Genomic DNA, 22,812 nt, shown 5'->3' on the forward strand with positions numbered 1-22,812 from the left:
TCATGCAATTCAGGACAACCGGACTACTGTTGCTCGGCGCGATGGCGCTTCCCGCCTCCGGGACCGCACAAATCACCCCCGCTCCACCGGCAATTACACGAACAGTGATCGCCGCAACCAAACTGCCGACCGTCACAGACGTGCCGCTCCATTTCAAAGCAGTGAGCGTCACTCTTCAGCCGGATGAGAAGAGCGGCGTTTTGGGAGCCAACGGCATCCTCTACCAGATGTCAGGATCGACCGAGGTCGCGCTCGATGGCGAGGCCAAAATGCTCAACGCCGGAGAGGGGCTGTTCATCGCCGGCGGAAAGACCGCGGCGCTAACGGCGGGCAGCGGAGGGCCATCGACTTTCCTCCACTTCTTCCTCGCGCCCGCCGTGGACTTGGGTCGGCCTGCCGAGACGGCACCTGCCGCCGTGAGAGAATTGTATCGCACAGCGAATCCGATCCCCGACCTGAAGCCAGGCGGTTATGATCTCAATCTCACGCGAGTCACATTTCCGGCGCGGATGCCCTCCAACCCTCCACACCATCGGTCAGGCGCGGCTCTATATTTTATCATCTCCGGCACCGGGGCCAACACGGTCGACGGTAAGACAGAAGCAAGGGGACCGGGTTCTTTGATCTATGAACCCTACGGCCTCGTGCACCAATGGGGAAACCCAGGCGACGAGCCGTTGATATTCTTGGCCTTCTAGCTACCGACGGGCGGCCAACAGTGTCATGCCCGCATTCCACTCCTGGAGGGCGCGATGGACGACGACAAGGATAAAAACGTAATCGAGAAGTTGGTCGATAAGATCAACGACGCCGTCGAAAACATAACAACCACGGTATCGGACGCCGTGCAACATGCAATGGAGCCAGACCCCGTGAAGCCGGGCGAACAACCCGTTACCTATATGCCGATGGCCGGTGACGGTTTACTAGCCGACCCTATGATGCCGCCATTTGTGGTAATTCCTCGTCGAAAGAAATCAACTTCGAAGAACGCGCCAAAAGAGTCTGGTAAGAACGCGGCTAAGAAAACCGTCAAGAAGTCAGCAACGACCGCTAAGAAGGTTGCAAAGAAAACGAAGCGATGAAGTCGAGGCGAAAGTGAACTCGACTCTCAAAGTTTGGACGCCGGGAACACGGACTTTGATCGATAAGATTAAGGCCGATCTCAAGAAGCGTGCGGAGAAGAAGGCCAAACGAATGCTCCTGAAGGAGCCCAAATGGCAGGCGAAACGTTAAGGGTTAATCGATCACCTCGTCGGAAGCGCTGCGTTCTTTGAACAGCGTTCTCAGCAAGCGTTATCCGACCGAAATACCGACGGCTTTGCGCGGGGGAAGATCCGATGGAGTCGAGCAGTGCAGATTTTTCGACGATACTAAACCGCATTCTTGATACGGCGGCGGACAACCTCAGGATCGCAAAGATTCTGGTTCAGATGGGCCTCGATCCCAACAGCATCACCTACGACGCACTATTCAATCGGCTGCTGGAAATTGTGCTAGCCAACATTACGCTTGCCAACATGTTCGCTCTGGTTGGCGCCGTCTTTCTTGTCGCTACCTTGCTGATGCATACAATGGTGCCGCTGCGCGTCGCGAACATGGCCGGCTGTACATTCTTCGTCGCCTTTGGCGCGCTTTCAGGAAACGTCGCGACTTTTATCTTGTATCTGCTGTTGCTGCCTATCAATGCAATTCGCCTCCGTCAAATGCTCAATCTGATCAAGAGGGCACGTATCGCGACGGAGGGCGATACCTCATTGGAATGGCTCAAACCTTTCATGACCGAGCGCAAATATCGCCGGGGCGATAAATTGTTCAAGAAGGATGATGCGGCCACCGAAATGTTCTTGACGGTCACAGGAAAGTTTTTGGTCAGGGAAATCGACGTCGAACTTCCGCCGGGACGACTGATGGGCGAGCTTGGTTTCCTTACTCCCAATAAACGGCGAACCGCGACCGTCGAATGCATTGAAGACGGGCAGGTGATGACTATAACTTATGATAGGCTGCTCGAGATCTACTTTCAAAATCCGCAATTCGGTTACTACTTTCTCGTGCTGACCAGCCAGCGCCTGCTGGAGAACATCTCGCGGCTAGAAGGAATTATCGCACAAGAAAAAGCCGCGCGGCAGACTCCAGCCACGGATGATATAGCTTAACCGTTGGCTCTTGATGTCCGCACTTTGGGTAACAGGACGTCCCCACGCAGTGCGGGTCTCGCGACGCAACGATATCCGGTGGGTCATTCGCGGCGATTTGCCGGTGCACTGACCACTTCCGATCTACCCCGATAAGCAGACATTCGCAGGGTGCGTCGGCATGTCTCAAAGGTGCCAATAGGCGACATGCTTGCAAAGGCACGGATCCGGGCTAATGCGCAATGGTCGTTCGTTTGTGTCCGCAAGAGGCCGTCGGCGGTGAACCTTTCGCGGGCGGCCCGCGACAAACAAGCCGCCGTCGTCGCGACGGCGGCGCATGCCGCGCCGATCGCGCGACGCCAATTGAGGTTTCCCATGCCGATCGTGCGAATCCTCCTGGTCCTTCTCGCGCTCGCTTCGCCGCTGTCGATGGCGGGAGGCGCTGTTGCGGGGCCGTTTGAGGATGCGCAGGCGGCGCATAGCAGACGCGACTACGCAACCGCGCTACGGCTCTGGCGTCCGCTGGCCGACCAAGGCAATGCCGAGGCGCAGTACGCACTCGGGTTCATGTACGACGGCGGCCAAGGTGTGCCGAAAAATTACGCTAGGGCTGCAAAGTGGTGGCGCCTCGCAGCCGATCAAGGCCATACCTTCGCCCAGTACAACCTGGGGACCTTGTACGACAACGGCAATGGGGTGCCTCAGAACAAAGCTGAAGCATTGAAGTGGTATCACCTTGCCGCCGAGCGCGGTAACGATGGTGCGCAGTTCAACGTCGGGGTCCTGCATTTCGCGGGCGTGGCCGTGTCCGAGAACCGGATCGAGGCTGCGAAGTGGTTTCGCCGCGCTGCAGACCAAGGTCATATTGGAGCGCAGGTATATCTTGGCCTCTGTTACGCTACGGGACTAGGCGTGCCGCAAGACAATATTCAAGCATACATGTGGCTCAGTTTGGCGGCTGCGCGAAGTGACCAAGATGCGATCAGCAATCGAAATCGCGTCGCGCAGCAGATGACCCCGGCACAGATCGCCGAAGCGCAGAAGCTGGCGGTTGAGTGGAAGTCGAAACCGGAACGGTAGTATTCCCGTGCGTCGCGGAAGCAATGTCTGCTGTGGGTCAATCGCGTCGTTCCGACGGGGCGTCAATCACTTTCGGTCTACCCCGATAAGCAGACGTTTTCTGATCCCGTCGGCATGTCTCAGAGGTGCCAATAGGCGACAAGCGAAATGAAAGAGGCCGCCAACTAAGGCGGCCTCTGTTTATTCCTTGATGTGAGTTGGTCAGTTCTTGAAACCTTGATTGCTGCACCACCACCAGGCATCGCTAGGTCTATTACCACCTTTCGTGACCATTTCGGTGCATTCGATGTAGTTGCGGGCAAGAGGCTTTGTACACTGAACCGGCGACACAGTGGGCCATGTCGTGGTCGAGCAATTGCCGGTCGTGCTGGCGAGAGTAACGCGGCCGTATACTGGTGCATCGCTCGCGGATGCAACCGTCCGACGCGACACGGTTCTGTGGGCAACCGACCGAGGCCCCGGTTTCTGTGGTCTGGCTAATTGCTTGGGCGCTCCGATCACGACGCTAGGAAGCGAGGTGACGCCGCCCGAGGGTGGTTCAGTTTGTGACATTGCTGTGCCGCTTAGGCCGCACACAAGACCTGCAACGAAGAGTGACGAAAACCTCATAGACCCGTCCTCCCAAATGCCCGGACGGCTGTTTACGTCCCGGAGCGGAGGATATCACGTTTACGACCGATTTGATTGTGTTTCGCCCTGAGAACGATTTCAAATTGGGCCACTGCAAATTTCAAACTCGGCCACTGAGGATCGAAACCGGGAGCACTGGCCGCGCGCGAGCGAACAGATTGACAGCCGTACAGTCCTCTTTCCCGCGCTCAACAATGAACGAATGTCCGTTAAGGGTCATTCGCGTCGGTTGACCGGACCACGGCGACTTCCGGTCTATCCCGGTGAACGGACATTCTCAGACTAGGCGGGCATGTCTCAAAAGTGCCAGAACCGGACTCACGCACTGCAGCAATTGACAGTTTATTCGATCACCTCGTCGGCTCGGTAAATAGCATTTTCGACGGCGCCAGCGATAAATTGCGAGTTGTGCCTGCAAATAAAGGACTTCTCGCATTCAGTGTCGAGAACGCCTTACAGAATGGCCATAATTTGAAATGGTACATTCGAGGGGGTCGGGGATGTCCCACCTGGTCTGGTAAATCGTGATCCCCCGTGATCATCTATTGCCTTCTTTTGGGCACGTATGGGGAGGAGCGTGACGGCCCTCGTAACGGGCCAGCGGCCACCGCAGGGGTGCGGGTGCAATGACGCATCGATCCCACGAGATCCCGCAGGACGACCTCAACCTCGTCCGCGTTATCTCAGCTTGCACATTAGGCCTGTGGGCATTCGCAGCAGGTTTGCTGATTGGCGTCTTTCTGTTTTCGTGATCGAAGGCGCTGCCACATACGCGGCCGCCATAAATTTTTTCCGCGCCCAGCCGCCGCGCGATGCACGATGCCCGGGGGTCGCGGCGGTGCCGTAGGCTATCGGATCAGCAATGCCGCGAAGGCGCAGGCGAGGCCGATCAACATGATGCCCGAAGCTATTACTACGACCAGATCGATTGACCAGGGACGCCCGCGTCCACCGATCAGGTCGAGATGCCAGGAGCGGCTTTCGTCCCGGTATGTGTGAAGGTGCACGGCAGTAGCCCTCCTCGTAAGCATTGGGGGACCCTCATTCAATCGGCAATTGCCAAAACAGTTCCTTGGCCGGCTTCCGATCGCGGCTTCGCCTAGAAGGCCACGAGACGCGGCGGCCTATTGCTCTTGACCGGGATTCCCCACCTACCCGTTGCGGGTCAATCGCGTCATTTTGGCTCTCGGCCGGCTATTTCCGCTCTTCCCCTGTAAGCGGACCCCGTAATGGCCGGTCGTAATGTCTCAAGGTGCGAGGAGGAGACATTCCGATCGGATAATCCCCATTCTGCTCGATCAGGACTTCCCCTTGAATTTAAAGGATCCGAAGAATTTATCTTTCTTTTCCGCCACCACGTCGCGATACGCGTTGGGGTATTCAATCGTTAGTATGTAGAGCGTACCTTTCATCCTGATGTAGCGGAAATGCGCAGTCGTTGCCGAGTTGGCGACTGAGAAGAACAGATTATCGACGTCATCCTTGGTATTGCGGATTTCATCATACACTTTGTTAGCCGGCTTGGATGAGAAAGATTTGGGGATCGCCGCGAGGTCGACAGGCGTCTTTGCAGTTACCGGCAGTTCAACCGCTGTAAACTTGATTCCCTCAGAACTCTTGCCGCCGACGACATGGCTCACTTCGCCCGTGCCCGGGTCGCGAGTCGTGAAATCATTGAAGGGAATTGGCAGGAGGATCGAGAACAAGCCCTTGGTCGAAACAGCCGGATACCATCCCGAGCCATCGTCTACGTTAACGCCGACACGATGCATTTCAAGTTTCGGTTCTGCAGTCGCGGATGTAGAGACTATGAGCGCCAGCCAAAGGACACTCGCGAGCAGCCGCAGAATTGAGATGGGCATGGATGCTCTCCTGACGTTGCAGTCGGCAGGGGATGTCCGTTGTTTGTTGAAAGAAAGGCATGGTGGCGCCGCCGGCGGCTGGCGCGGCGCGTCTGTGGTTCTGGTGCAACAACTAGCCCTCGCGAATTTAGTCTTGAAAGAGCTTTGGCCGCTGAGCGCGCACCGTCGCGACAACAGAGTCCGGAATGGGTCTTGGCCGTGTGAAAACGCAGCGCCGAGCAAATTGCGGAGAAAAGTATTTCTTTGGAAGCTCGCTCTAGGAGCGTGAAGAGCATGCTGAACTTCGGCGCCGTGGCATCTCAGAAGCAGATTCTCCGCCCTTCCCGGGATTTCACGTTTTCACACAGCCAGGGTCAAAAGGCGACATCTGCTCATTACCGGCTTAGGTCAGCTTTACACTTAGCAACGGACATAAGAACGAAGGTTGTCAGGTGCGCCCCGTTCCCTTGGTCAGTCCTTTGAACGAACTGGCACGTAGCAAGCCTTCCGACGTGATGTCCCGGTATTCAACGTCGGCAAAGAACTTCGGCTCCACCCACGTCGCCTTCGGCTTCCTGATGGCTCTGGTTAACTTTGACTTGGGGCTAACCACCGTATCGAGCTGCTTTCTTATCTGGCTAGAGACAGTGCGAGACCAGCCCGTACCAACCTTGCCCATGTAGACAAGGTCTTTGCCTTCCTGCTTGCCAAGGTACAGCGCGGCGACGCCGCTTGGGTCTTTGACAAATCCGACGACCGGAAACTTGCCCTTCTGCACGGCTTTGATTTTCAGCCATGCTTCATTTCGCTCCGATCGGTACGGCGCGTCTGCCCGCTTCGAAATGATGCCCTCCCAGTTCAACTTGACGGCATGCTCGAACAACTTCTGCCCGTCGCCGACGAGATGCTCGGAGAACAGCACCGGCAGTTCGATGTCGTTTTCGCCGAGCAAGTCTAACAGGAGCTGCTTGCGTTCGATCTGCGGTCGCCTCCGAAGGTCTCCGTCGCGCCAGAGGAGGTCGAATGCATAAAAAACCAGTCGATCCTGTCTGCCCGCGGCTAGCTCTGCCTGCAGTTCCGAGAAGTTCGTGCGACCCTCATGGACGACGACCACCTCACCATCGACGATGGCTTGACCCGGAATATCGAAGGCGCCAGCAATGACAGAGAACCGTTTGGTCCAGTCCAGCCCGGTGCGGGTGTATACCTTCTTCCGTCCGCTATTTACGTGAACCTGCACGCGGTAGCCGTCAAACTTGATTTCATGGAGCCACTGGTCGCCCTTCGGCGCCTTCGACCTCAGCGTCGCAAGCTGGGGCTGAAGCCCGGCATCTGAATACGATTTGGCAATAACTCAACTCACAAAAAAGCCCGCCGGGAAAGCGGGCATTCTTGCGCAGTTCTCAGAAATCTCGAACAATCAGGGGACGTGATCGTTCCTGCCGCTACCAATGCTGTATGGCTTGCTGAGGAAATAGTCCCGGTTGCCCAGCGCCTTTTCAGCGTATTGATCGATCGCCACTGTGATCGCTTGGTTGGTAGCAGTAGCTCTCTCGCGTTGCCCGCTGCCGCACTTCGGCAAGCGCGGTGATCCATGGCGAGTTGTCGGCCTTCTCGTCGTACCATTTCAGGGGCTCTGTCATCACCAGCTCCGGCCGCCAAGCACGCGCCCTTTCGTTGGGCCGTCCTCCTCCCTCTTGAGCCGGTCCCGCCCGTCACAAAGGCCGTCGATCTTCGCCAGCATTCTTTGCAGCAAGAGTTCAGCCGCTGCAGTCGATATGCCAGCGCGCTGAAGCTGGAGAATTTCCTTACGCTGTCTTCCGACTTGGACGCGCATGTGCTCGATTTCGGAACGGACGCGATCTAGGCCCATAGCGCTCCCCCAATACTCCTCTGGATCGTTCGAATGAGCCCCTCGGCACGGCGTCCGAGCTGGCCGTAAAGGCGCAGCCGCCTGAACAGGATCTCGATTTCACGGGCGCTTTTCATTTCACTATAGTACAAAACGTGAACAAGATGACAATAGGCTGTTCTGGGGCGGAACACCCAAGATCATTGCCCGAGTACTTTTTATTGCCCTGGTCGACCCTCGTTTGAGACCCAATACCGCTTCCGAATGGCCGCCGGCTCCTCACCTTGAGGGATGCCGCGAGCTACATCACGAAGCTGTCGAAGGCCGAACACTCCACCGAGGAATGGCAGGACGCCATGGAGGCGCTGATCCTGGTTGCGGAGAACGGCGGCCCGACGATGTTGGCCCGGATCGGCGTCATGCGTTCTGAACCGCCACGTCGAACGGGTATTCGATCCTGATCGCAAAAGTCATCATTGGGGCAAGCGCAAGCTGAAGAGAGACCAATGACCGTCTTTGTCTACGTCAACACCAGCAAGCTGTCGGCGACGTCGACCACATCACAGTGTTCGGATGCCGCGGAAAAATGGTCGAGGAAAACGAGCCCGAAGGCGTAGCCTTTGAGTATGAGGTTCTGGAGTGAACCGCTGCCTTGCCAATTACAACTAGCGGAGAGCGAAATGGCTGAAAGAATCGATGTTGAGGTTACCGGCAAATCGCAGTTTGAAGTCGCCTACGAAATGGCGAGGTTCATTCTCATCAATATGGAAGGGCGTCACGTGAAAAGCATAAAGCGGCAAGAGTTCTTGCATTTGGTAGCTGACTGCATCGATGCCTTGCGGGGCATCAAGGTCAAGGAGATTCTCAGCTAAATGAACCGCGTTGGCCGCAGGACCACTTACGCCATGCTCGTGATCTTGGCGCTAGCGATCGTCTGGCAGGTGCCGGGGTCGTTGTAGACTGGGAAATGGCCGACAACTAAAATACGGCCCCAGCGGGGCTTGGGGCGGCCTGGGGCCGTAAGTGAGATGCGTCTCCTGTGCCGAGAAACTAACTTCGGCACATCCACTTGATAGCAAATGGCAGACTGCTTCGTACTGACGCTTTAGGGTGTCCAATCGGATCTTTGGGGTGCCCATTAGTGGCCCGCCAGCGTGAACCGGCGGCAGCTTGGATAGAGCAAAGGAACGATATTTACGGCGCCAATTTTACCCGTGCACTCAAGACAACGAGGAGACGCCATGATGATCCGCTTTGCTGGCTTTGGGGCCTTCTTTGTAGCTTTCGCTCTTACTGGGCCAGCCTCGGCTACGGGGGGATGTGGAGTCGGGTGCAGCAGCACGTCTGAAGGGGCTTGTGTCCGCGATGGATGGCAGCAAGGTTTGCCAGTTCGGAACGTATGCCCGGCCACATCCCAGCCATCTCCCCCTTGCGGCCCATATCACCGATGGAGTCGGCAATCCATGATGTGCATACCGCGCTGAACCGACCCGGTGTGACAGGCACGAAAAGCCGCCGTTCGGCGCACTGCGTCGATGGCGACAAGGACCAGACCGCGGACGCAGCGAAAAATGGTTTGAGGAGAACGACCGGGAAGGCGTGGCGTTTGAATATGAGGTTCTGCATGGACCGGCCAATGTTCCAGAATTAACCGGCAGCGCCGACATCAAGCTTAACACGCGAGTTTCATTGCAGCCGGTCTTAGCAGGTCTAGCGTGGTGGCAGGTCGCGCAGATGGCTAATAGTCCCCGCCTGTGTACTGCGCGATTAGGGGCCGCTTCGCCCTCGGAGCGGCCCGCCCCCATGTGGCACGGGCTTGCTACATACCCAACGACTGAGATTTTAGTGCCCAGTCTGAGACAAGGCACCGCCGGGACAGCGTATTTCGAGCCCGGCGGCGTATCTTTTTGAGACTGAACTCGACGAAGCCGCCAAGGTTCGTATCTCACTAGTCATTAGATCACCAGAGCGCATTCCGATGTACAGCACGTTTGCGCCTGCAGATGCGCCGCCTGAGCCGCCGGCGACGACGGTCGATGATTTCACCGAGATGGCAGCGGCGGTGGAGGTCCCCTTTGGGTCAGATGCGAAGAACCCAACGTGAGCAAATCGGGTCCGCTATACCCCGCTGTCCGGACCTCGACGAGGTGTGCGGACACTTCGCAGAAGGGCCAATAAGCGACATCACGCCCTGAGAGCCGTTTCATCTGGGGGCCGATCTGATCTTTCTGGAGCTACCGATTCCCGCCGTGACAGTGGAAACAACCGTTACTGTTACCGCACCCCTCCACGCGCTTGAGAAAGCCGCCAGGGTTCGCAGAGGGTGCACCTCATGGCTTCGCCCAAGCTGGCCGAAGCGCCGCGCGCGCGTCGGCGACGCCCAAAAACGCCACTCCGATCCGTCGTTCCGTGCGCCACACACTTCGGCAACCTCGCTACACCCGGCCGTGTCGGATCAGCGTTTTGAGATCGGGCGCTGTGCCGCCGCGCTGAAACGCCATCAAGTCGAGCGAAGGTGGTTCGCCACCCGTCAAGATCGATAAGCACGCATGTGCTTGTCCGCGATGATGGGTCTGGTGATTGAATAGGTGCAACAGAATATCCGCGAGGACCTGAGACTGCGGCATCCCGGAGGATGTCTTGTAGCCGTGGAGACTGGCAAGTGTCACTTCGTCGTACTGATCGACAACCGCCATCAACCGATTGTCTTCATCGATACGCGCCCAGGTTAATTCGGCACGGTCTTCATACAAAATAGCGTCAAGACGATTCGGATGGTTGCCTTCACCGGTCAGCCGTTTCAGCCAGAGGCGGTCGGTCAGCAGCAAGTAGTTTAATGTGCCGTGCAGACTGCCGAAGACGACGCCGATGTGAAGCCGATATGCCTGATCCGATAAATCAAGTGCAGCGGCATACAGGCGCGCATTGGCCCAGCGATTGTAGGCCGCAAGTTGCCGAAACTGGGAGATGGTCATGATTTTGCCTCCCGCCGTTAATTGGGGTCACTGGGCATTCTTGCCGCTGAAACGCAGGACTGAGATTTGCAAACGAGTCGCGCCCTCGGCGGCTTAGAACTCCGTTACCCGCCGTCGGATCGCCTGGTTCGGGATTTGTTTTTCTAACCATGTGCGTTCTCCCTTTGCTGTGAAGCGCCAACTGAAGCGGACCCCAAACGATCACATCGCGAAGAGGGCACGGCCTGCGCCCGAGGTGAGCTAGCAGGCGCCAAATAAGCATTTTGCGTAATCATCGCCGTGTGCCGCGCGCGCAGCGAGTGCTCAGTGGAGAGACCGGTCAAGGGGACTGTCGGGCTGTATTGAGAGTGCGATGCCCGCTGACGGCATCCCCCGCTGCCCATTCACCTCCAACGGAGACGTCGGCACGTCCCGCCTCGATGAGCAGCTCTAAAGAAGACTACCCGATCCCACGTTCATCCAAAAGAGGCCTCACATGGCCGGGGCGCGGCAGAAGCAATTCGGTTCAAAACCAGTGACCCAAACGTCCGAAAGGGGTCAATCGCGTCATGTTGGCTCTCGGCCGGCTACTTCCGCTCTTCCCGCGACGCCGTAATGGCCGACCGTCATGTTTCAGAGGAGCCATCAGCAGAAGTATGGCAGCCTGTTTCTGTCACAGACCTTTTGTTTCCTGTTCGACCAGATCCTTCGACTGCCGCTCGGCAGCGAGACGATGACGGTCTCTGCGGGCGCGTTCTCGCAACCTTCTCAGGTCCTTTACGGGTTCTTGGCCACGCAGCTGGAGGACGTCGTCGGCGATTGCAGGCCGCCACTTGTGACCGCTATCGCGGGCCGGCATGAGCCTCCCGCGGGCATCCTGTGGCCGGATTTACAGACGGGCTGCAGGATGAACCTTCACCGCCATTTCCTTTCGCCCACAGGTTCTCCCAGCCGCCTATCCACGAGGACGGCACGATCGTGTCCGGCAGCCGTTTGATCCAGCCGAACGGCTTGTTCTCCTCCGGCGGCGCCCGCTCCGCCCGCGGTCCGCTGGCTGAGGTGATCTGCGGCTCGCTCGCGACCTGCACGTTCTTGGCGTGTGCCACACTGACCCGATCACGGGAATACCTTGAATCACGCCGCGCATGACCACCATGGGCCGGACGCTCCTTCATTGCATGCTTCTCCTTTGCTTTTGCTTTGGCAGGTTTGCTCGCAGCAGGCTGTGCCGGCAATGGAGCGGGTGCAGCAACGTTGTCGTAGTCCTCGCCGGCCGTTGCGATGCGCATGACTGGCTTTGTGGTCCCGTCGTGGAGTTTGAGGCGGTCACCGCGCGCCAACGGTTGGGACGGCTCGTCTTCGGGAATGTCCGCCCGCAACAAATCCAGACCCCATCGTCTTATCGCTTCCATCCTCTCAGCCTGCGTTTCAACCCAAGGGACGGCGGCGGCCAGGCTTGAAGGATCTGCGCGCCGTTCGGTCGCACTTACCGTGCCTGCCCCCATTTCGCTCCAGACGAAAAGAAGCAGCGTAGCCAGCCCGGCGATGCCCACCACGACGCCGACCCAGGCAAACCTCAGGTCCGCCAGCGTGAAAGATGCAGCCGTTGCATACGATCCGAAGAAATGATCAGGAGGCCGGATCGCGTCGGCTACGGCCCGGGTAATTGCCGCCGCCATATGGTGGCAGCTTTCGCAAAACTTGAAATAAACTCCTGCGCCAGAACAAGATCCGGTTTCCTGATCCGTTCGGAGATACGTCATCCTGCTCCGGTCTGCGAAATCTAAATCTAACCTCTCAATCTGCTGTCGTGCCATCGGGAGCGTCCTTTCGAACAAATCTCCCAGCCCACTCCACCCGATAAAGCAACGACACTCGAAGCATGCGCGCAACAGCCTTCGGCTCGAACTGCAAGCCTCCAAAATTCACTTTTTGTAACTGCCTAAGGCCGTTGCAGTGCTTATGAGTAAGGAAGCGCCCGGCCCGTCGATTTCGTGGCCAACGTCGGCTGTGGGTCAAAGGCGTCATTTTGGTCGTCGGCCGACTACTTCCGGTCTTCCCCTGGAAACCGACATCGTCAGGGTCGGTCGCCATGTCGCAATGGTGCAAGGAGCGGACTCAGGCACCGAAGCAATTGTGGTCGCTATTCGATCACTTCGTCGGCGCGGCCGAGCAGCGTAATTGGAATGTCGAGGCCGCGAGCCTTAGCGGTCTTGAGGTTGATACTCAGGGTAATGTCCGTCGCCTGCTCGACGGAAAGCTCCGCCGGACGCGCCCCTTTGAGGATGCGATCAACATAGCCCGCGGCGCGTTGCCATAGCTTGAAAGGTTGGTCGAGTACGACATTAGTCCCCCTCGCCGGACCGAGTCGCTGAATGGATAGATCCATTCCTAATTATCAGTCACCATGGGTTGATGGAGGTCACGGCTGAGTTTTGCGAACCGCAAGCGCAGCATTACCGCCAGATCCATCCCGATTTCAATATAACCTGGCGGGCGCTTGGCGAAGGCCGAAACAAGGATTGGATCGGCCACGCGACATACCAGTATAATTGCGCGTTCGAAGCAGCCGCCAAATAACGGTGGAACCGTACGGGCCGCTCACGCGGCCCGCGCTTATTCGTTACCGGCTTGCAGCCTATTTAGGTAGTCAGCCGCACGCTATGCGTTACTGGCTGCAATGAACATCGCCCGCTTGTCCTGCGAGATCGGCAGCTTGGTCGGCGGCATTTTCGCGATGGACGTGCAAGCAGCGGGCTGCATTTCTACGATGAGACCAACCATTCGACCGTTAAGAGCCTGCGAGCGGACCGTGTACATCGGTGCTTCCGCAGAGGTGGACGCGCTGAGCTTGCGAGCGCTCGATCCGCTAGATCGCAGAACCCACGTGGCATAGCCGACCAGCCTAACAGTCCGCGCAGTTCACGCGCTATCTTTGCCCAATCGCGCATGAAACGCGGAACGTGGAACCGCCCTCACAGGCCGGCCGCGACGGGTCGTCTCATCGCCTAGTACACTTCGGCCATTGACTGATTTCTCATGAGGGTAACCGCCCTCTCCTGCACCAACCTTTCGACTTCATCGCGTACACTCGCAATTCTTGTTACGCCTCCTACTCCATGGCCGGCGCTCCAGATATCACGCCACATTTTCATAAGTTCGGTATCGCGATTTACGCTGAAACCTTTGTGATTTCCGCCATCGATAAAGCCGGACTTTTCCAGACTGGCGCGCAGCATGTTTGCCGGGATGCCAGTCAGCTTGTCAGTCGTCACAACGTCGTCAGCGCCGCTTTCGATGAGCATGTCTCGATAGCGTTGATCCGCCTCGCTTTCATGCGTTGCGATGAAAGTAGTGCCCATGAGCACAAAATCCGCTCCCATCATCTCGGCAGCGGCGATCTGCCGTCCTGACGAAAGACCTCCCGCAAGTGCGATCGGACCATCAAAAAATTGGCGAACTTCCGCCAGGAACGAGAATGGATTTAGCCAGCCCGTATTGCCACCAGCGCCGGCGCTTAGAAGCACCAATCCGTCGACCCCTGCTGACGCAGCGCGCTTTGCGTGGCGAACCGTCGCGGCATCGGAGAAGACCAGACCACCATAACTATGGATACTATCTATCAGCCGGTCCGGGCTGCCTACGCTGGATATGGCGATCGGCACCTTATGCTTGATCATCAAGTCGACGTCGGCATCGAGTCTCGTATTGCTCGCATGGGCGATAAGATTTACTGCGAATGGAGCCGCCGCGCTCGCAGTTTCCAGCTTCGCGGCAATATCGCTGATCCAGGAGTCTAGGATCTCAGTAGTTCTCGCGTTGAGAGCCGGAATGGACCCAAGAACGCCGTTTGACGACGACGCGACGACAAGGTTTCGACCGGAAACGAGAAACATCGGCGCGACAAAGACTGGCAACTTGAGCTTGGCCTGGAGCCGAGCGGTCACTTGCGGATCGCCATAATTTCCCATTTCGATTGCCTTTTACTGAGCCGGTTCGATCGAAGGACAAGATTCAGTGCACGGACTTGACGCCCTTCCTGCGCGCCACGCTTCGGAAAACCAGTCGGTCGAGCGTCATGATCCGGGTCTGTTGCTGCTCTTGAACTGCATTCGCTTGTAGTCAGGTAAATCGCGAGAAGTCGGCGCGGCGCTTCTCCTTGAATGCGTTAACCGCTTCTATTGCTTCAGCTCCATGCTGAAGCCGAACCAAATGCTCTATTTCGACCTTGATCGTCTCGCGAACGCCTTCCGCAATTGACCTCTTCATCAGCATTTTCGTCGTCCGAACCGACGCAGGCGGCTGAGTCGCGATGAGCGCCGCCTTCGCCTTGGCAACCTTTTCAACCTGGTCGTTGGGAAACACGCCGTTCACGATCCCCAGCTCGAGCGCCGTCGTCGCGTCGAACGATTCTCCCGTGAGCAGGATTTCGCTCGCGCGATGATGTCCGACCAGCCGGGGCAATAGGTAAGACGATGCACACTCCGGACAAACCGCCAACGGCACGAACGGAATTCTGAAATTTGTATGTGATCCGCAGTAGACGAGATCGCAGTGCAGAAGCATCGTCACGCCGATCCCAACGGCAATGCCGCATGGCACGGCAATGATTGGCTTGCTGCATTCCGCCAAAGCACTCATGAACCGACCGTGGGGTCCGTCGAGCCCCTCGATAATGCCGTCGGATAAGTTGTTGCCCGCCGTAAAGCAATCAGCATTCCCCGTCAGGACGACAACCCTGATGGAAGCGTCGGCCTCGGCCCGTTCAAGGGCATCTGCGAGGCATGAATACATCGTGCGAGTGAGCGCGTTTCGCTTTTCCGGTCGGTTCAGTCGGATGGTTAGAGTTCGATCACCGATTTCGGTCAGCACATTGTCCATCATGAGCGGCTCTTTAGTCACAGAAATCCAGCGATTCAGGCAGCGCCGCGTTCGAACACAGCAATGTGGGCGACGGCTTCCTCGAACCCCCAAAGCCCCCCACCATTTTCCTGGACGGCAATCCGGGCATTATTCACCTGGCGCGACCCTGCTTCGCCTCGCAACTGCGCAACGAGTTCGAAGATCTGTCCAATGCCGGTCGCCCCGATCGGATGGCCCTTCGATTCGAGGCCGCCCGATGGGTTGATGGGCACGCGGCCGCCCAACGTTGTGGCCCCACTCTGCGCAAACCTGCCGGCGGCTCCGAGCTCGCACAGCCCGAGATTGGCGCTCTGGATGAGCTCGCCGATCGCGGTGGCGTCATGGACCTCCACCACGTCGACATCCTCGGGCGCTACGCCCGCCTGTTCATAGGCAGCTCTAGCCGTGAGCCGGGTGATATGATTCTCGAGATCATCACCCCCGCGCGCCGTCGCGGAGCGAATGACGCTCGCCCGTACCTTGACCGCGCGAGACGCCTGAACACCCAAACGCTTGAGCGCCGCGCCGGTGCAGATGATGGCGGCCGCAGCGCCGTCAGAAATCGGCGCACACATGGGCAGCGTCAACGGGTAGCAAATGGCGCGCCCCGCCAGGACTTCATCGGCAGTCATTGGCTTACGATACTGTGCTCTTTCGTTGTCGACCGCATGGGTGTGGTTCTTGGCGGCGACAAAGGCCATTTGCTCCTGGGTGATATCGTGCAAACGCATCAACTGTCGACCAAGAGCGGCGTAGACGTCCATGAAGACACTGTAGGGCCGATCGGACACACTCCCGGGAGGCGGATCGATACCCTGACCGAGAGCAATCAACCGATTCGCATTTTCCTTCGGTGTATGGACATCCCAACCCGAATCGAAGATGGCGAACATCTTCGCCTTGTCCTCGTCGTACATTTTCTCGGCGCCTATTGCGAGGGCGACCTCACCGGCTCCGGCGCGCAGATGGTTCACCGCGAGATTGAACGCGGACGACGCCGTCGCACAGGCGTTTTCCACGTTGAAGACCGGGATTCCATGAAGGCCTTGGGGCAACAGCGCGACCTGCCCGCGGATGCAAGTCTGCCCCTCCATGAACCCTTGGACGGCGTTTCCAAAGAAAGCAGCCTGGATCTCGGATTTGTCGATGCCTGCATCGCTCAACGCATCATTCAAAGCCCACGCGACAAGCTGTTTCAGGCTCTTATCCAAATGTCGACCGAACGGTGTCATCCCGACACCGATGATATAGACGTCTTCCATGTGAATTCCTCCGAATTAGATAGAGCGCCAGTGGCCTTGCCAGAATTTTTCGCGCACCACGCGTCTCAACAGCTTGCCCACGGGGCTGCGCGGCAACTCGCTCCAGATCTCCACGCGCTTGGGAGTCTTCATGCCGCCGAGGCGTTCGCGACATAGCGCCAATACCTCGTCTTCGTTCAAGGCCTGGCCCGGCTTGAGTTGGATGACCGCGGTGACGGCCTCTCCCCACTTCTCATGCGGTGCTCCGACAACGATACAGTCCAGAACAGCCGGAATCTCGTGGATGATCTTTTCAATTTCCGAGGGGAAGATATTGAACGCGCCGCTAACGATCATGTCCTTCTTGCGATCGACGATCGTGACGAATCCCGCATCGTCCATGATTCCGACGTCACCGGTGTGGTGGAAGCCGAATGCACTGACCTCGTTCGTAGCTTCGGGGTTCTTGTAGTAGCACTGCATCAGGGATGGCATCCTGACCACGATCTCTCCCCGTTGCCCACGCGGGAGGATATTGCCATCGTCATCCATAATTTCGATGCGGACGTACTCCGCCGCACGCCCCGCGGAGCGCAGAACTGACTCATTGAATGAGCCGTCCTTCAAGATGTAGTCTTCGGGCGCCTTGACCGTCACGGGCATATGCGTTTCCGACTGCGCATAGGATTCCCACACAACGGGTCCCAGCAGGGCGACGATCTCCTTGAATTTTTCCGGCGCGATCGGGGCCGCCCCGGTCAGGCACATCTTCACGGATGAGAAGTCGGTGCTTTTGACCTTTGGATGCACCAGGAGCGCGCCAATCATCGTTGGCGGCATGAACAGGTGCGTGATCCTTTCCTGCTCGATCAAGTGAAGGACTTTTTCGGCGTCGAAGCCCGACATAATTACATTGGTGCCCGCAGACGGATAGAACGCCATGGCAAACATTCCGGCGGCGTGCGAAAGCGGAGCTATGGATAGAACGCGCGAGCGCGATTGAATCCTGAAGGCCTTTTCCTGGGCAATCAATCCTTGTTCGAGCGTATAATGGGTGTGCACGACGGCTTTCGACGGACCAGTCGTACCTCCCGTCGGCACAAGACATGCCCGCCGCATCATATCGGGCTTGGAGTACGGAAACTCTTCGAACTTTCCGTCCAGCCAGCTCGCCAAGCTCTCACCTTCGGGTGAATCGGCATCGATGCAGATCCACCTGCGGACCCTGCTGTTGCCGGCCCTCAGTTGTCGCACTTCCTTTTCGTAACGGCTGTTGAAAAAGACTAGCTCGCCATCCATGAAGTCGAGCACTTCCGCGTTGGTTTCGACGGCATTGCGATCGTGCACGCCAACCCAGGCGAAATCGGCCCGGTTGATCCCCATCTGCAGCATGGAGATGCGGGGATCGTTCGAGCTGTAGATGCCGATCACCGCACCCGCCCTCAATCCGGGCTCGCGGCTCAGAGCCGTCGCAATCGCGTGCACTGTCCTGCGCGCTTCCGCGTAGCTCACGCGCAGATCCCCGAAAACCGCAAACTCGACGTCGGGATTGGCAATCGCCGTCTTTTCGAAGTGGTCCGATACCCGCACTCTTTTCTCCCAGACGAGGCACGCTCTTGTTGCCCGAACTGCCTTTGAGGGGCCGATCGCATGTTCCGCCTAATCCCGTAGCGACGCGAGACCAGCACAAGCGAGCCCCGAATGCATTTATTACTTGATCGTCTCATTTTCTGACTTAAAAGTCAATCTGATATAACTCTCTTTGGGAACAGGAGAAAAGCGTGGAGCGCCAGACACAGAAGGTGATTTGCGAGCGTCGCGGTCACACCCTCATCATAACCATCGACCGCCCCGAAGCCCGCAACGCCGTGGACTATGAGACGTCGCTGCAGATGGAAGCCGCCCTGGATGTGCTTGATGCGGATCGCGAACTTCGCGTGGGCATCATTACGGGGTCGAGCAAGACCTTCTCGGCAGGAGCGGACCTCAAAGCGGCCGCCAAAGGGGAGAGCTCGATCACCGAACGCCGCGGCGGCTTCGGTGCTTTTGCCCGCCCCTCGCTCAAGCCGACGATTGCTGCGGTCGAAGGTTTCGCGGTGGGAGGCGGGTTCGAACTTTGCCTATCCTGCGATCTCGTCGTCGCTGCGCGAAGCGCAAGATTCGGACTACCTGAGGTACGCCACAACGTGGTGGCGGTCGGAGGCGCCCTATTTCGGCTTCCCAGGCGGATTCCCTACAATGTCGCTATGGAGATGGCGATCACCGGGCTGTTCAGAACCGCCGAGGATCTTCACGCTCTTGGTTTCGTCAATCGCCTGGCCCAGGAGGGTCAGGCCTTATCCGTTGCGCTTTCGCTTGCCGAAGAAGTTCTTGCCAACGGACCGACCGCCGTATGGGCAAGCCGCGAAATCATGTTTCAGTCCAACAACTGGACTGATGAAGCAGCTTGGAGCGAGCAATGGAAGATTGCCCGGGTTGCGCTCGAGAGTGAGGATGCAAAGGAAGGCCTGCGAGCCTTCGCCGAAAAGCGCAAACCCCATTGGAAGGGTCGGTAGATCACATTCGACGTCAACGCAGCGGCGCGCCGCTTTTGATATCGTTCTATCGGTCGCGCCGAGGAAGGACCGTGTCCGGCCTCACTCACATGGCGAATGAGAATCCGCCATTGACCGGATAGGTCTGTCCGGTCATCCACGAGCTTGAGTCGCTGGCGAGCAGTGTCACCAGGCCTGAAATGTCTTCGGGACGTCCAAAGCGGCGGATGACATAGCGTTCAAGCTGACGTTTCGTCGTCTCGGGAGGCTGCGCCTCGATTACCGGCGCTATTGTCGGGGTCAGCGTTGCGGCAATCGCGACGCAATTCGCGGTAATGTTGTAGCGACCCAAGGTCCGTGCCACCGCTCGCATGAAGCCGGCCGCGCCAGCCTTGCCGCCCGAATAGACCTCGATCCCAGACTCCCCAACGCGACCCGCGTCGGAAATGATAGTGATTAGCCTTCCGCTCTGCTGCTTGACCATAAAGGGTGTTGCGGCGGTCACGCAGGCGATCACACCGAAAAGATTGACACCAAGCCAGCGCTGCCAGTCTTCCGGAGACGTCTCCCAGAATGGCTTCGGTGGAGCGCTGGACGGGTTAGCCCCCTCGTTGCCGGCGTTGTTCACCAGCACATCCAACGTGCCGAACTCATCGACGGTGCGGCGCATCATGGCCCTAACCCCATTGAGGTCGGTAACATCCGCCTGAACAGCGATCGCTTGACCGCCGGCATCGACGATCTCCCGTGCGACCTGGGTTGCGCGTTCCAGAAAATAATCGTTGACGACGACCTTTGCGCCGTGAGCCGCGAGCGTCAGCGCAAGTTGACGGCCAATTCCCTGCCCGGCACCGGTAACGATTGCCGCCTTGCTATTCAAGTCAAGAATGCTCATCGATCTCTCCCTCCGGAAACTCCCGCCGGCGTTGGCACTCGCTCTATCGATTTCCAATACCTGCGATAAATCACGAATGACTATGAAGTCAATTTATTTATCTTGCAATACAATTTATGGAGATTGCTGCGGCTGAGGTGGCGCATGCCGGATCCAGCGCGCTTCGGACGTCCTTGGGCGGCAGGCTATGGGCTTGGTCCTCAGGACCCAAGGGGACGTCCGCGCGCCTGAGCCAACGATATGACGGCTTCCCACTCGACCGGCGGCCAAAAAAAATGCCCGCCGCCAACGGTCGGAGCGGATTTGCGTGCCGACAATTGTCGACCCGCCGCCCATCGCTAAACGCCCTTGCGAGCTGGGCCCTTACCGAGCAGCCAATTTGCTTTACTCAAGAATGTAAAAGGATTACTTCAAAGTCAAGAATTCGGCCGATGATTGACGCGAGCACTTCTGTTGTTGGATTGTCTTCCGATCAAATTGCTGAAGAGTCGACACGATATCGCACTGCCCACAATGAGGAGCTGAGAACGAAGTGCCCCGATGGAAGAATGTCCTTCAAACCAGTGATGAGGTTTATCGTGTCAAGCGGAACGCGGTGCTCCGAGAGGCAACGCGCATCATCGCGAGAAAAGGCTTTCACAACACGTCTCTCGACGACGTCGCCGAAGCCCTTCAGGTCTCGAAGGGCACGCTATACAACTACGTAACTGACAAGCTCGAGATACTTTTCGAGTGCCATATGATGTCGCTCGACATGGGGTTGCAAGCCGCCGCCTTTGCGGAGAAGCATGGAACGACGGGTTATGCGAAGCTCCGGCTAAACCTGCGCGCCTACATCCGCTGGCAGAACCAAGCCCTAGGCGCCGGCGGCGTGACGTCGGACGTGACCGCTCTGCGCCCTGCGGATCGACGTAAGGTAATTGCCAGGCGTGACGAGATCGAGGATCGCCTCGTCTCGTTTATCGAGGAAGGTATTGAGGACGGCACGATCCGGCGGGTCGATCCAAAACTTGCCGTCTTTACGTTCATGGGAGCGGTGACGAATGTTCAGAGCTGGTACTCGCCAAAAGGTCGGCTCGGATTGGACAAGATCGCAGACGGGATGGTTGATTTGTTAATGCATGGCTTGGGGACGAGCGCAAATCCTGACGATATCGACCTCATCCAAATCCCTGCTGAAGTCCCTCATGACGTGTTCGGCGCCGAAACCGCCAAACAGGCTGCAGACGCGTCGATCGCTCTGGCAGCATCTAAAAGCGCTGATATGGGCTCGCCGGAAAAAGCGAGGCGTCGTCGCGTACAGCAGACCGGAGAACCCCGGCCTGGAACCACCGCAAAGAAAAGCCGGCCCTGATTTGCGGTCGCGTCCCGTACCCTCGCGCTCGAGCTTTGGGAGTCCTATCGCTTGGAGTCGAACGGTAGTCGGAGAGCGCATTCTCTAGCTTCGTTGAGAGCTGGTCAGCTTTTGCGATAGGTTGATATGTCGATCCTGCAAGGTTTACGCGTCGTCGAGATTGCCGGCTTGGGCCCCGGTCCGTTCTGCGGCATGCTTCTTGCGGATTTGGGTGCGGATGTGATTGTCGTTGAGCGCAAGGATGCGACGACGCCATTGCCGCGCCCGGACTACATTGTGAACCGAGGAAAACGCTCGATCGCACTGGACTTGAAGCAACCGCAAGCTATCGAGGTGGTATTGCGGCTCGTCGAACGGGCCGATGCGTTGATCGAAGGCATGCGCCCCGGCGTCATGGAGAGGTTGGGCCTCGCTCCCGAGGTCTGTCTGGAGCATCGCCCTTCGCTCATCTATGGCCGTATGACGGGGTGGGGACAATATGGTCCGCTCTCTCACTCGGCGGGGCACGACGGGAACTATGCCGCATTGTCGGGCGCTCTTTGGTACTCAAGTCCTCCGGGTATTGCGCCAGTAGCCCCTCCAACCTTGATCGGAGATGTCGGAGGCGGTGCACTCTACCTCGCGATCGGTTTGTTGGCCGGCGTTCTGAAGGCAAAGCAGAGCGGTTGTGGACAGGTCGTCGACGCAGCCATCGTGGACGGCTCTGCGCATATGTTGAACTTGCTACTCAGTGCGCTGGCCGCGAACGACGCGGGCTATCAACGAGGTGTCCATCATTTTGATTGCGGTCCCTCGGTCAATACCTACCGTTGCTCGGACGGCGGTTGGGTCGTCGTGTCGCCTCTCGAGACGAAATTCTACGAAGAACTGCTCAAACGAATCGGACTTGCTGGGAATCCCATATTCGAGAACCGGACCGACGCCGCGGATTGGCCTCTACAGCGGGCTGTATTGTCGGAGACTTTTGCCAAGCGGACGCGGGCCGAGTGGTGCGCGATACTCGAAGGAACCGATGCTTGCTTCGCCCCTGTAAACGATCCCGCGGAGGCGGCGCGCCACCCGCATATGGCAGCGCGACAGGTATTTGCCGAAGTTTGTGGAGTATTACAGGCAGCTCCGGCCCCGCGCTTTTCTCAGACCGCTCCAACAGACTGGCGGCGAGGTGTGCCGCGTATTGGCCAGGATACCGAAACGATCCTCCGCGAGACCGGCTATGATGACGGCAGTATGAGGGAACTGAGATCGTCCGGAGCAATCTAGGTTCGTATCTGTTCGCGCCCTTGACGGGGTCGCTGGACCCGCCTCCTGTTGGCCTGCCGCGTCTCCAATTTCCCTTTGCCAGAAGACGCCCATCTCGCCGACATTTCATGGTCGCCGACCGGAGAACGGCG

Annotated in this window: 23 protein-coding genes; 9 read left to right on the top strand and 14 right to left on the bottom strand. The window is 58.0% G+C overall.

Annotation, left to right across the window (positions count from 1 at the left end):
- The first annotated feature begins 2 nt into the window (after positions 1–2).
- From V1286_RS25010 to V1286_RS25025, 4 genes are all read left to right on the top strand, one after another.
- Positions 3–698 (top strand): cupin domain-containing protein, encoded by a 696-nt coding sequence (locus V1286_RS25010; RefSeq protein WP_334483923.1) that lies wholly within the window; start codon positions 3–5, stop codon positions 696–698.
- A gap of 54 nt (positions 699–752) precedes the next feature.
- Positions 753–1,085: a hypothetical protein gene (locus tag V1286_RS25015; protein ID WP_334483926.1), complete on the top strand. Its 333-nt coding sequence runs from the start codon at positions 753–755 to the stop codon at positions 1,083–1,085.
- A 255-nt stretch (positions 1,086–1,340) separates the two neighbouring features.
- On the top strand, positions 1,341–2,159 hold the full coding sequence (locus tag V1286_RS25020; RefSeq protein ID WP_334483929.1) for a Crp/Fnr family transcriptional regulator: 819 nt from the start codon (positions 1,341–1,343) through the stop codon (positions 2,157–2,159).
- A gap of 186 nt (positions 2,160–2,345) precedes the next feature.
- Positions 2,346–3,218: a tetratricopeptide repeat protein gene (locus V1286_RS25025; RefSeq protein WP_334483932.1), complete on the top strand. Its 873-nt coding sequence runs from the start codon at positions 2,346–2,348 to the stop codon at positions 3,216–3,218.
- A gap of 1,478 nt (positions 3,219–4,696) precedes the next feature.
- Here the strand turns inward: V1286_RS25025 and V1286_RS25030 are convergent.
- From V1286_RS25030 to V1286_RS25045, 4 genes are all read right to left on the bottom strand, one after another.
- Complete coding sequence (locus tag V1286_RS25030; protein WP_334483934.1) at positions 4,697–4,855, bottom strand: hypothetical protein; 159 nt, start codon at positions 4,853–4,855, stop codon at positions 4,697–4,699.
- A gap of 291 nt (positions 4,856–5,146) precedes the next feature.
- Complete coding sequence (locus V1286_RS25035) at positions 5,147–5,710, bottom strand: hypothetical protein (protein WP_334483936.1); 564 nt, start codon at positions 5,708–5,710, stop codon at positions 5,147–5,149.
- A 427-nt stretch (positions 5,711–6,137) separates the two neighbouring features.
- Positions 6,138–7,040, bottom strand: coding sequence for a non-homologous end-joining DNA ligase (gene ligD, locus V1286_RS25040; protein WP_334489876.1), 903 nt, complete (start codon positions 7,038–7,040; stop codon positions 6,138–6,140).
- 148 nt (positions 7,041–7,188) lie between these two features.
- A complete protein-coding gene (locus V1286_RS25045; protein ID WP_334483938.1) occupies positions 7,189–7,332 on the bottom strand; it encodes a hypothetical protein in 144 nt (47 codons plus the stop codon).
- 493 nt (positions 7,333–7,825) lie between these two features.
- Here V1286_RS25045 and V1286_RS25050 point away from each other — a divergent pair, with 493 nt between their 5' ends.
- Together V1286_RS25050 and V1286_RS25055 are read left to right on the top strand one after the other, a co-directional pair.
- Positions 7,826–8,002 carry a hypothetical protein gene (locus V1286_RS25050; RefSeq protein WP_334483940.1) on the top strand — a complete coding sequence of 59 codons (177 nt, stop codon included), beginning with the start codon at positions 7,826–7,828 and terminating at the stop codon, positions 8,000–8,002.
- Positions 8,003–8,221: 219 nt separating this feature from the next.
- The gene (locus tag V1286_RS25055) at positions 8,222–8,413 is read left to right on the top strand and encodes a hypothetical protein (RefSeq protein WP_334483943.1); all 192 of its coding nucleotides are present in this window, start codon (positions 8,222–8,224) and stop codon (positions 8,411–8,413) included.
- Positions 8,414–9,976: 1,563 nt separating this feature from the next.
- Here V1286_RS25055 and V1286_RS25060 read toward each other — a convergent pair.
- The 9 genes from V1286_RS25060 to V1286_RS25100 form a co-directional block, all read right to left on the bottom strand.
- Entirely contained in the window at positions 9,977–10,516 is a 540-nt protein-coding gene (locus tag V1286_RS25060) for a DinB family protein (RefSeq protein ID WP_334483948.1), read from the bottom strand.
- An 821-nt stretch (positions 10,517–11,337) separates the two neighbouring features.
- The gene (locus V1286_RS25065; RefSeq protein ID WP_334483951.1) at positions 11,338–12,258 is read right to left on the bottom strand and encodes a hypothetical protein; all 921 of its coding nucleotides are present in this window, start codon (positions 12,256–12,258) and stop codon (positions 11,338–11,340) included.
- Between the two features lie 380 nt (positions 12,259–12,638).
- A complete protein-coding gene (locus V1286_RS25070) occupies positions 12,639–12,884 on the bottom strand; it encodes an ABC transporter substrate binding protein (protein ID WP_334483953.1) in 246 nt (81 codons plus the stop codon).
- Positions 12,885–12,886: 2 nt separating this feature from the next.
- Positions 12,887–13,030, bottom strand: coding sequence for a hypothetical protein (locus V1286_RS25075; protein ID WP_334483956.1), 144 nt, complete (start codon positions 13,028–13,030; stop codon positions 12,887–12,889).
- 126 nt (positions 13,031–13,156) lie between these two features.
- A complete protein-coding gene (locus tag V1286_RS25080) occupies positions 13,157–13,315 on the bottom strand; it encodes a hypothetical protein (protein ID WP_334483959.1) in 159 nt (52 codons plus the stop codon).
- Between the two features lie 188 nt (positions 13,316–13,503).
- Positions 13,504–14,466, bottom strand: coding sequence for an NAD(P)H-dependent flavin oxidoreductase (locus V1286_RS25085; protein WP_334483962.1), 963 nt, complete (start codon positions 14,464–14,466; stop codon positions 13,504–13,506).
- Positions 14,467–14,617: 151 nt separating this feature from the next.
- Positions 14,618–15,379 (bottom strand): enoyl-CoA hydratase, encoded by a 762-nt coding sequence (locus V1286_RS25090; protein WP_334483965.1) that lies wholly within the window; start codon positions 15,377–15,379, stop codon positions 14,618–14,620.
- Between the two features lie 32 nt (positions 15,380–15,411).
- Positions 15,412–16,659 (bottom strand): thiolase family protein, encoded by a 1,248-nt coding sequence (locus V1286_RS25095; RefSeq protein WP_334483968.1) that lies wholly within the window; start codon positions 16,657–16,659, stop codon positions 15,412–15,414.
- Positions 16,660–16,674: 15 nt separating this feature from the next.
- Entirely contained in the window at positions 16,675–18,228 is a 1,554-nt protein-coding gene (locus V1286_RS25100) for a class I adenylate-forming enzyme family protein (RefSeq protein ID WP_334483971.1), read from the bottom strand.
- 191 nt (positions 18,229–18,419) lie between these two features.
- Between V1286_RS25100 and V1286_RS25105 the strand changes: the two genes are divergently transcribed.
- The gene (locus tag V1286_RS25105) at positions 18,420–19,193 is read left to right on the top strand and encodes a crotonase/enoyl-CoA hydratase family protein (protein WP_334483973.1); all 774 of its coding nucleotides are present in this window, start codon (positions 18,420–18,422) and stop codon (positions 19,191–19,193) included.
- 85 nt (positions 19,194–19,278) lie between these two features.
- Here the strand turns inward: V1286_RS25105 and V1286_RS25110 are convergent, their stop codons facing one another.
- Positions 19,279–20,067, bottom strand: a complete 789-nt coding sequence (locus V1286_RS25110; protein ID WP_334483975.1) for an SDR family NAD(P)-dependent oxidoreductase — start codon at positions 20,065–20,067, stop codon at positions 19,279–19,281.
- 532 nt (positions 20,068–20,599) lie between these two features.
- Between V1286_RS25110 and V1286_RS25115 the strand changes: the two genes are divergently transcribed.
- Both V1286_RS25115 and V1286_RS25120 read left to right on the top strand, forming a co-directional pair.
- A complete protein-coding gene (locus V1286_RS25115) occupies positions 20,600–21,421 on the top strand; it encodes a TetR/AcrR family transcriptional regulator (RefSeq protein ID WP_334483978.1) in 822 nt (273 codons plus the stop codon).
- A gap of 126 nt (positions 21,422–21,547) precedes the next feature.
- Positions 21,548–22,681, top strand: a complete 1,134-nt coding sequence (locus tag V1286_RS25120) for a CaiB/BaiF CoA transferase family protein (RefSeq protein WP_334483980.1) — start codon at positions 21,548–21,550, stop codon at positions 22,679–22,681.
- Positions 22,682–22,812 lie beyond the last annotated feature (131 nt).

This window comes from Bradyrhizobium algeriense (assembly GCF_036924595.1).
In the GTDB taxonomy this organism is placed as follows: domain Bacteria; phylum Pseudomonadota; class Alphaproteobacteria; order Rhizobiales; family Xanthobacteraceae; genus Bradyrhizobium; species Bradyrhizobium algeriense.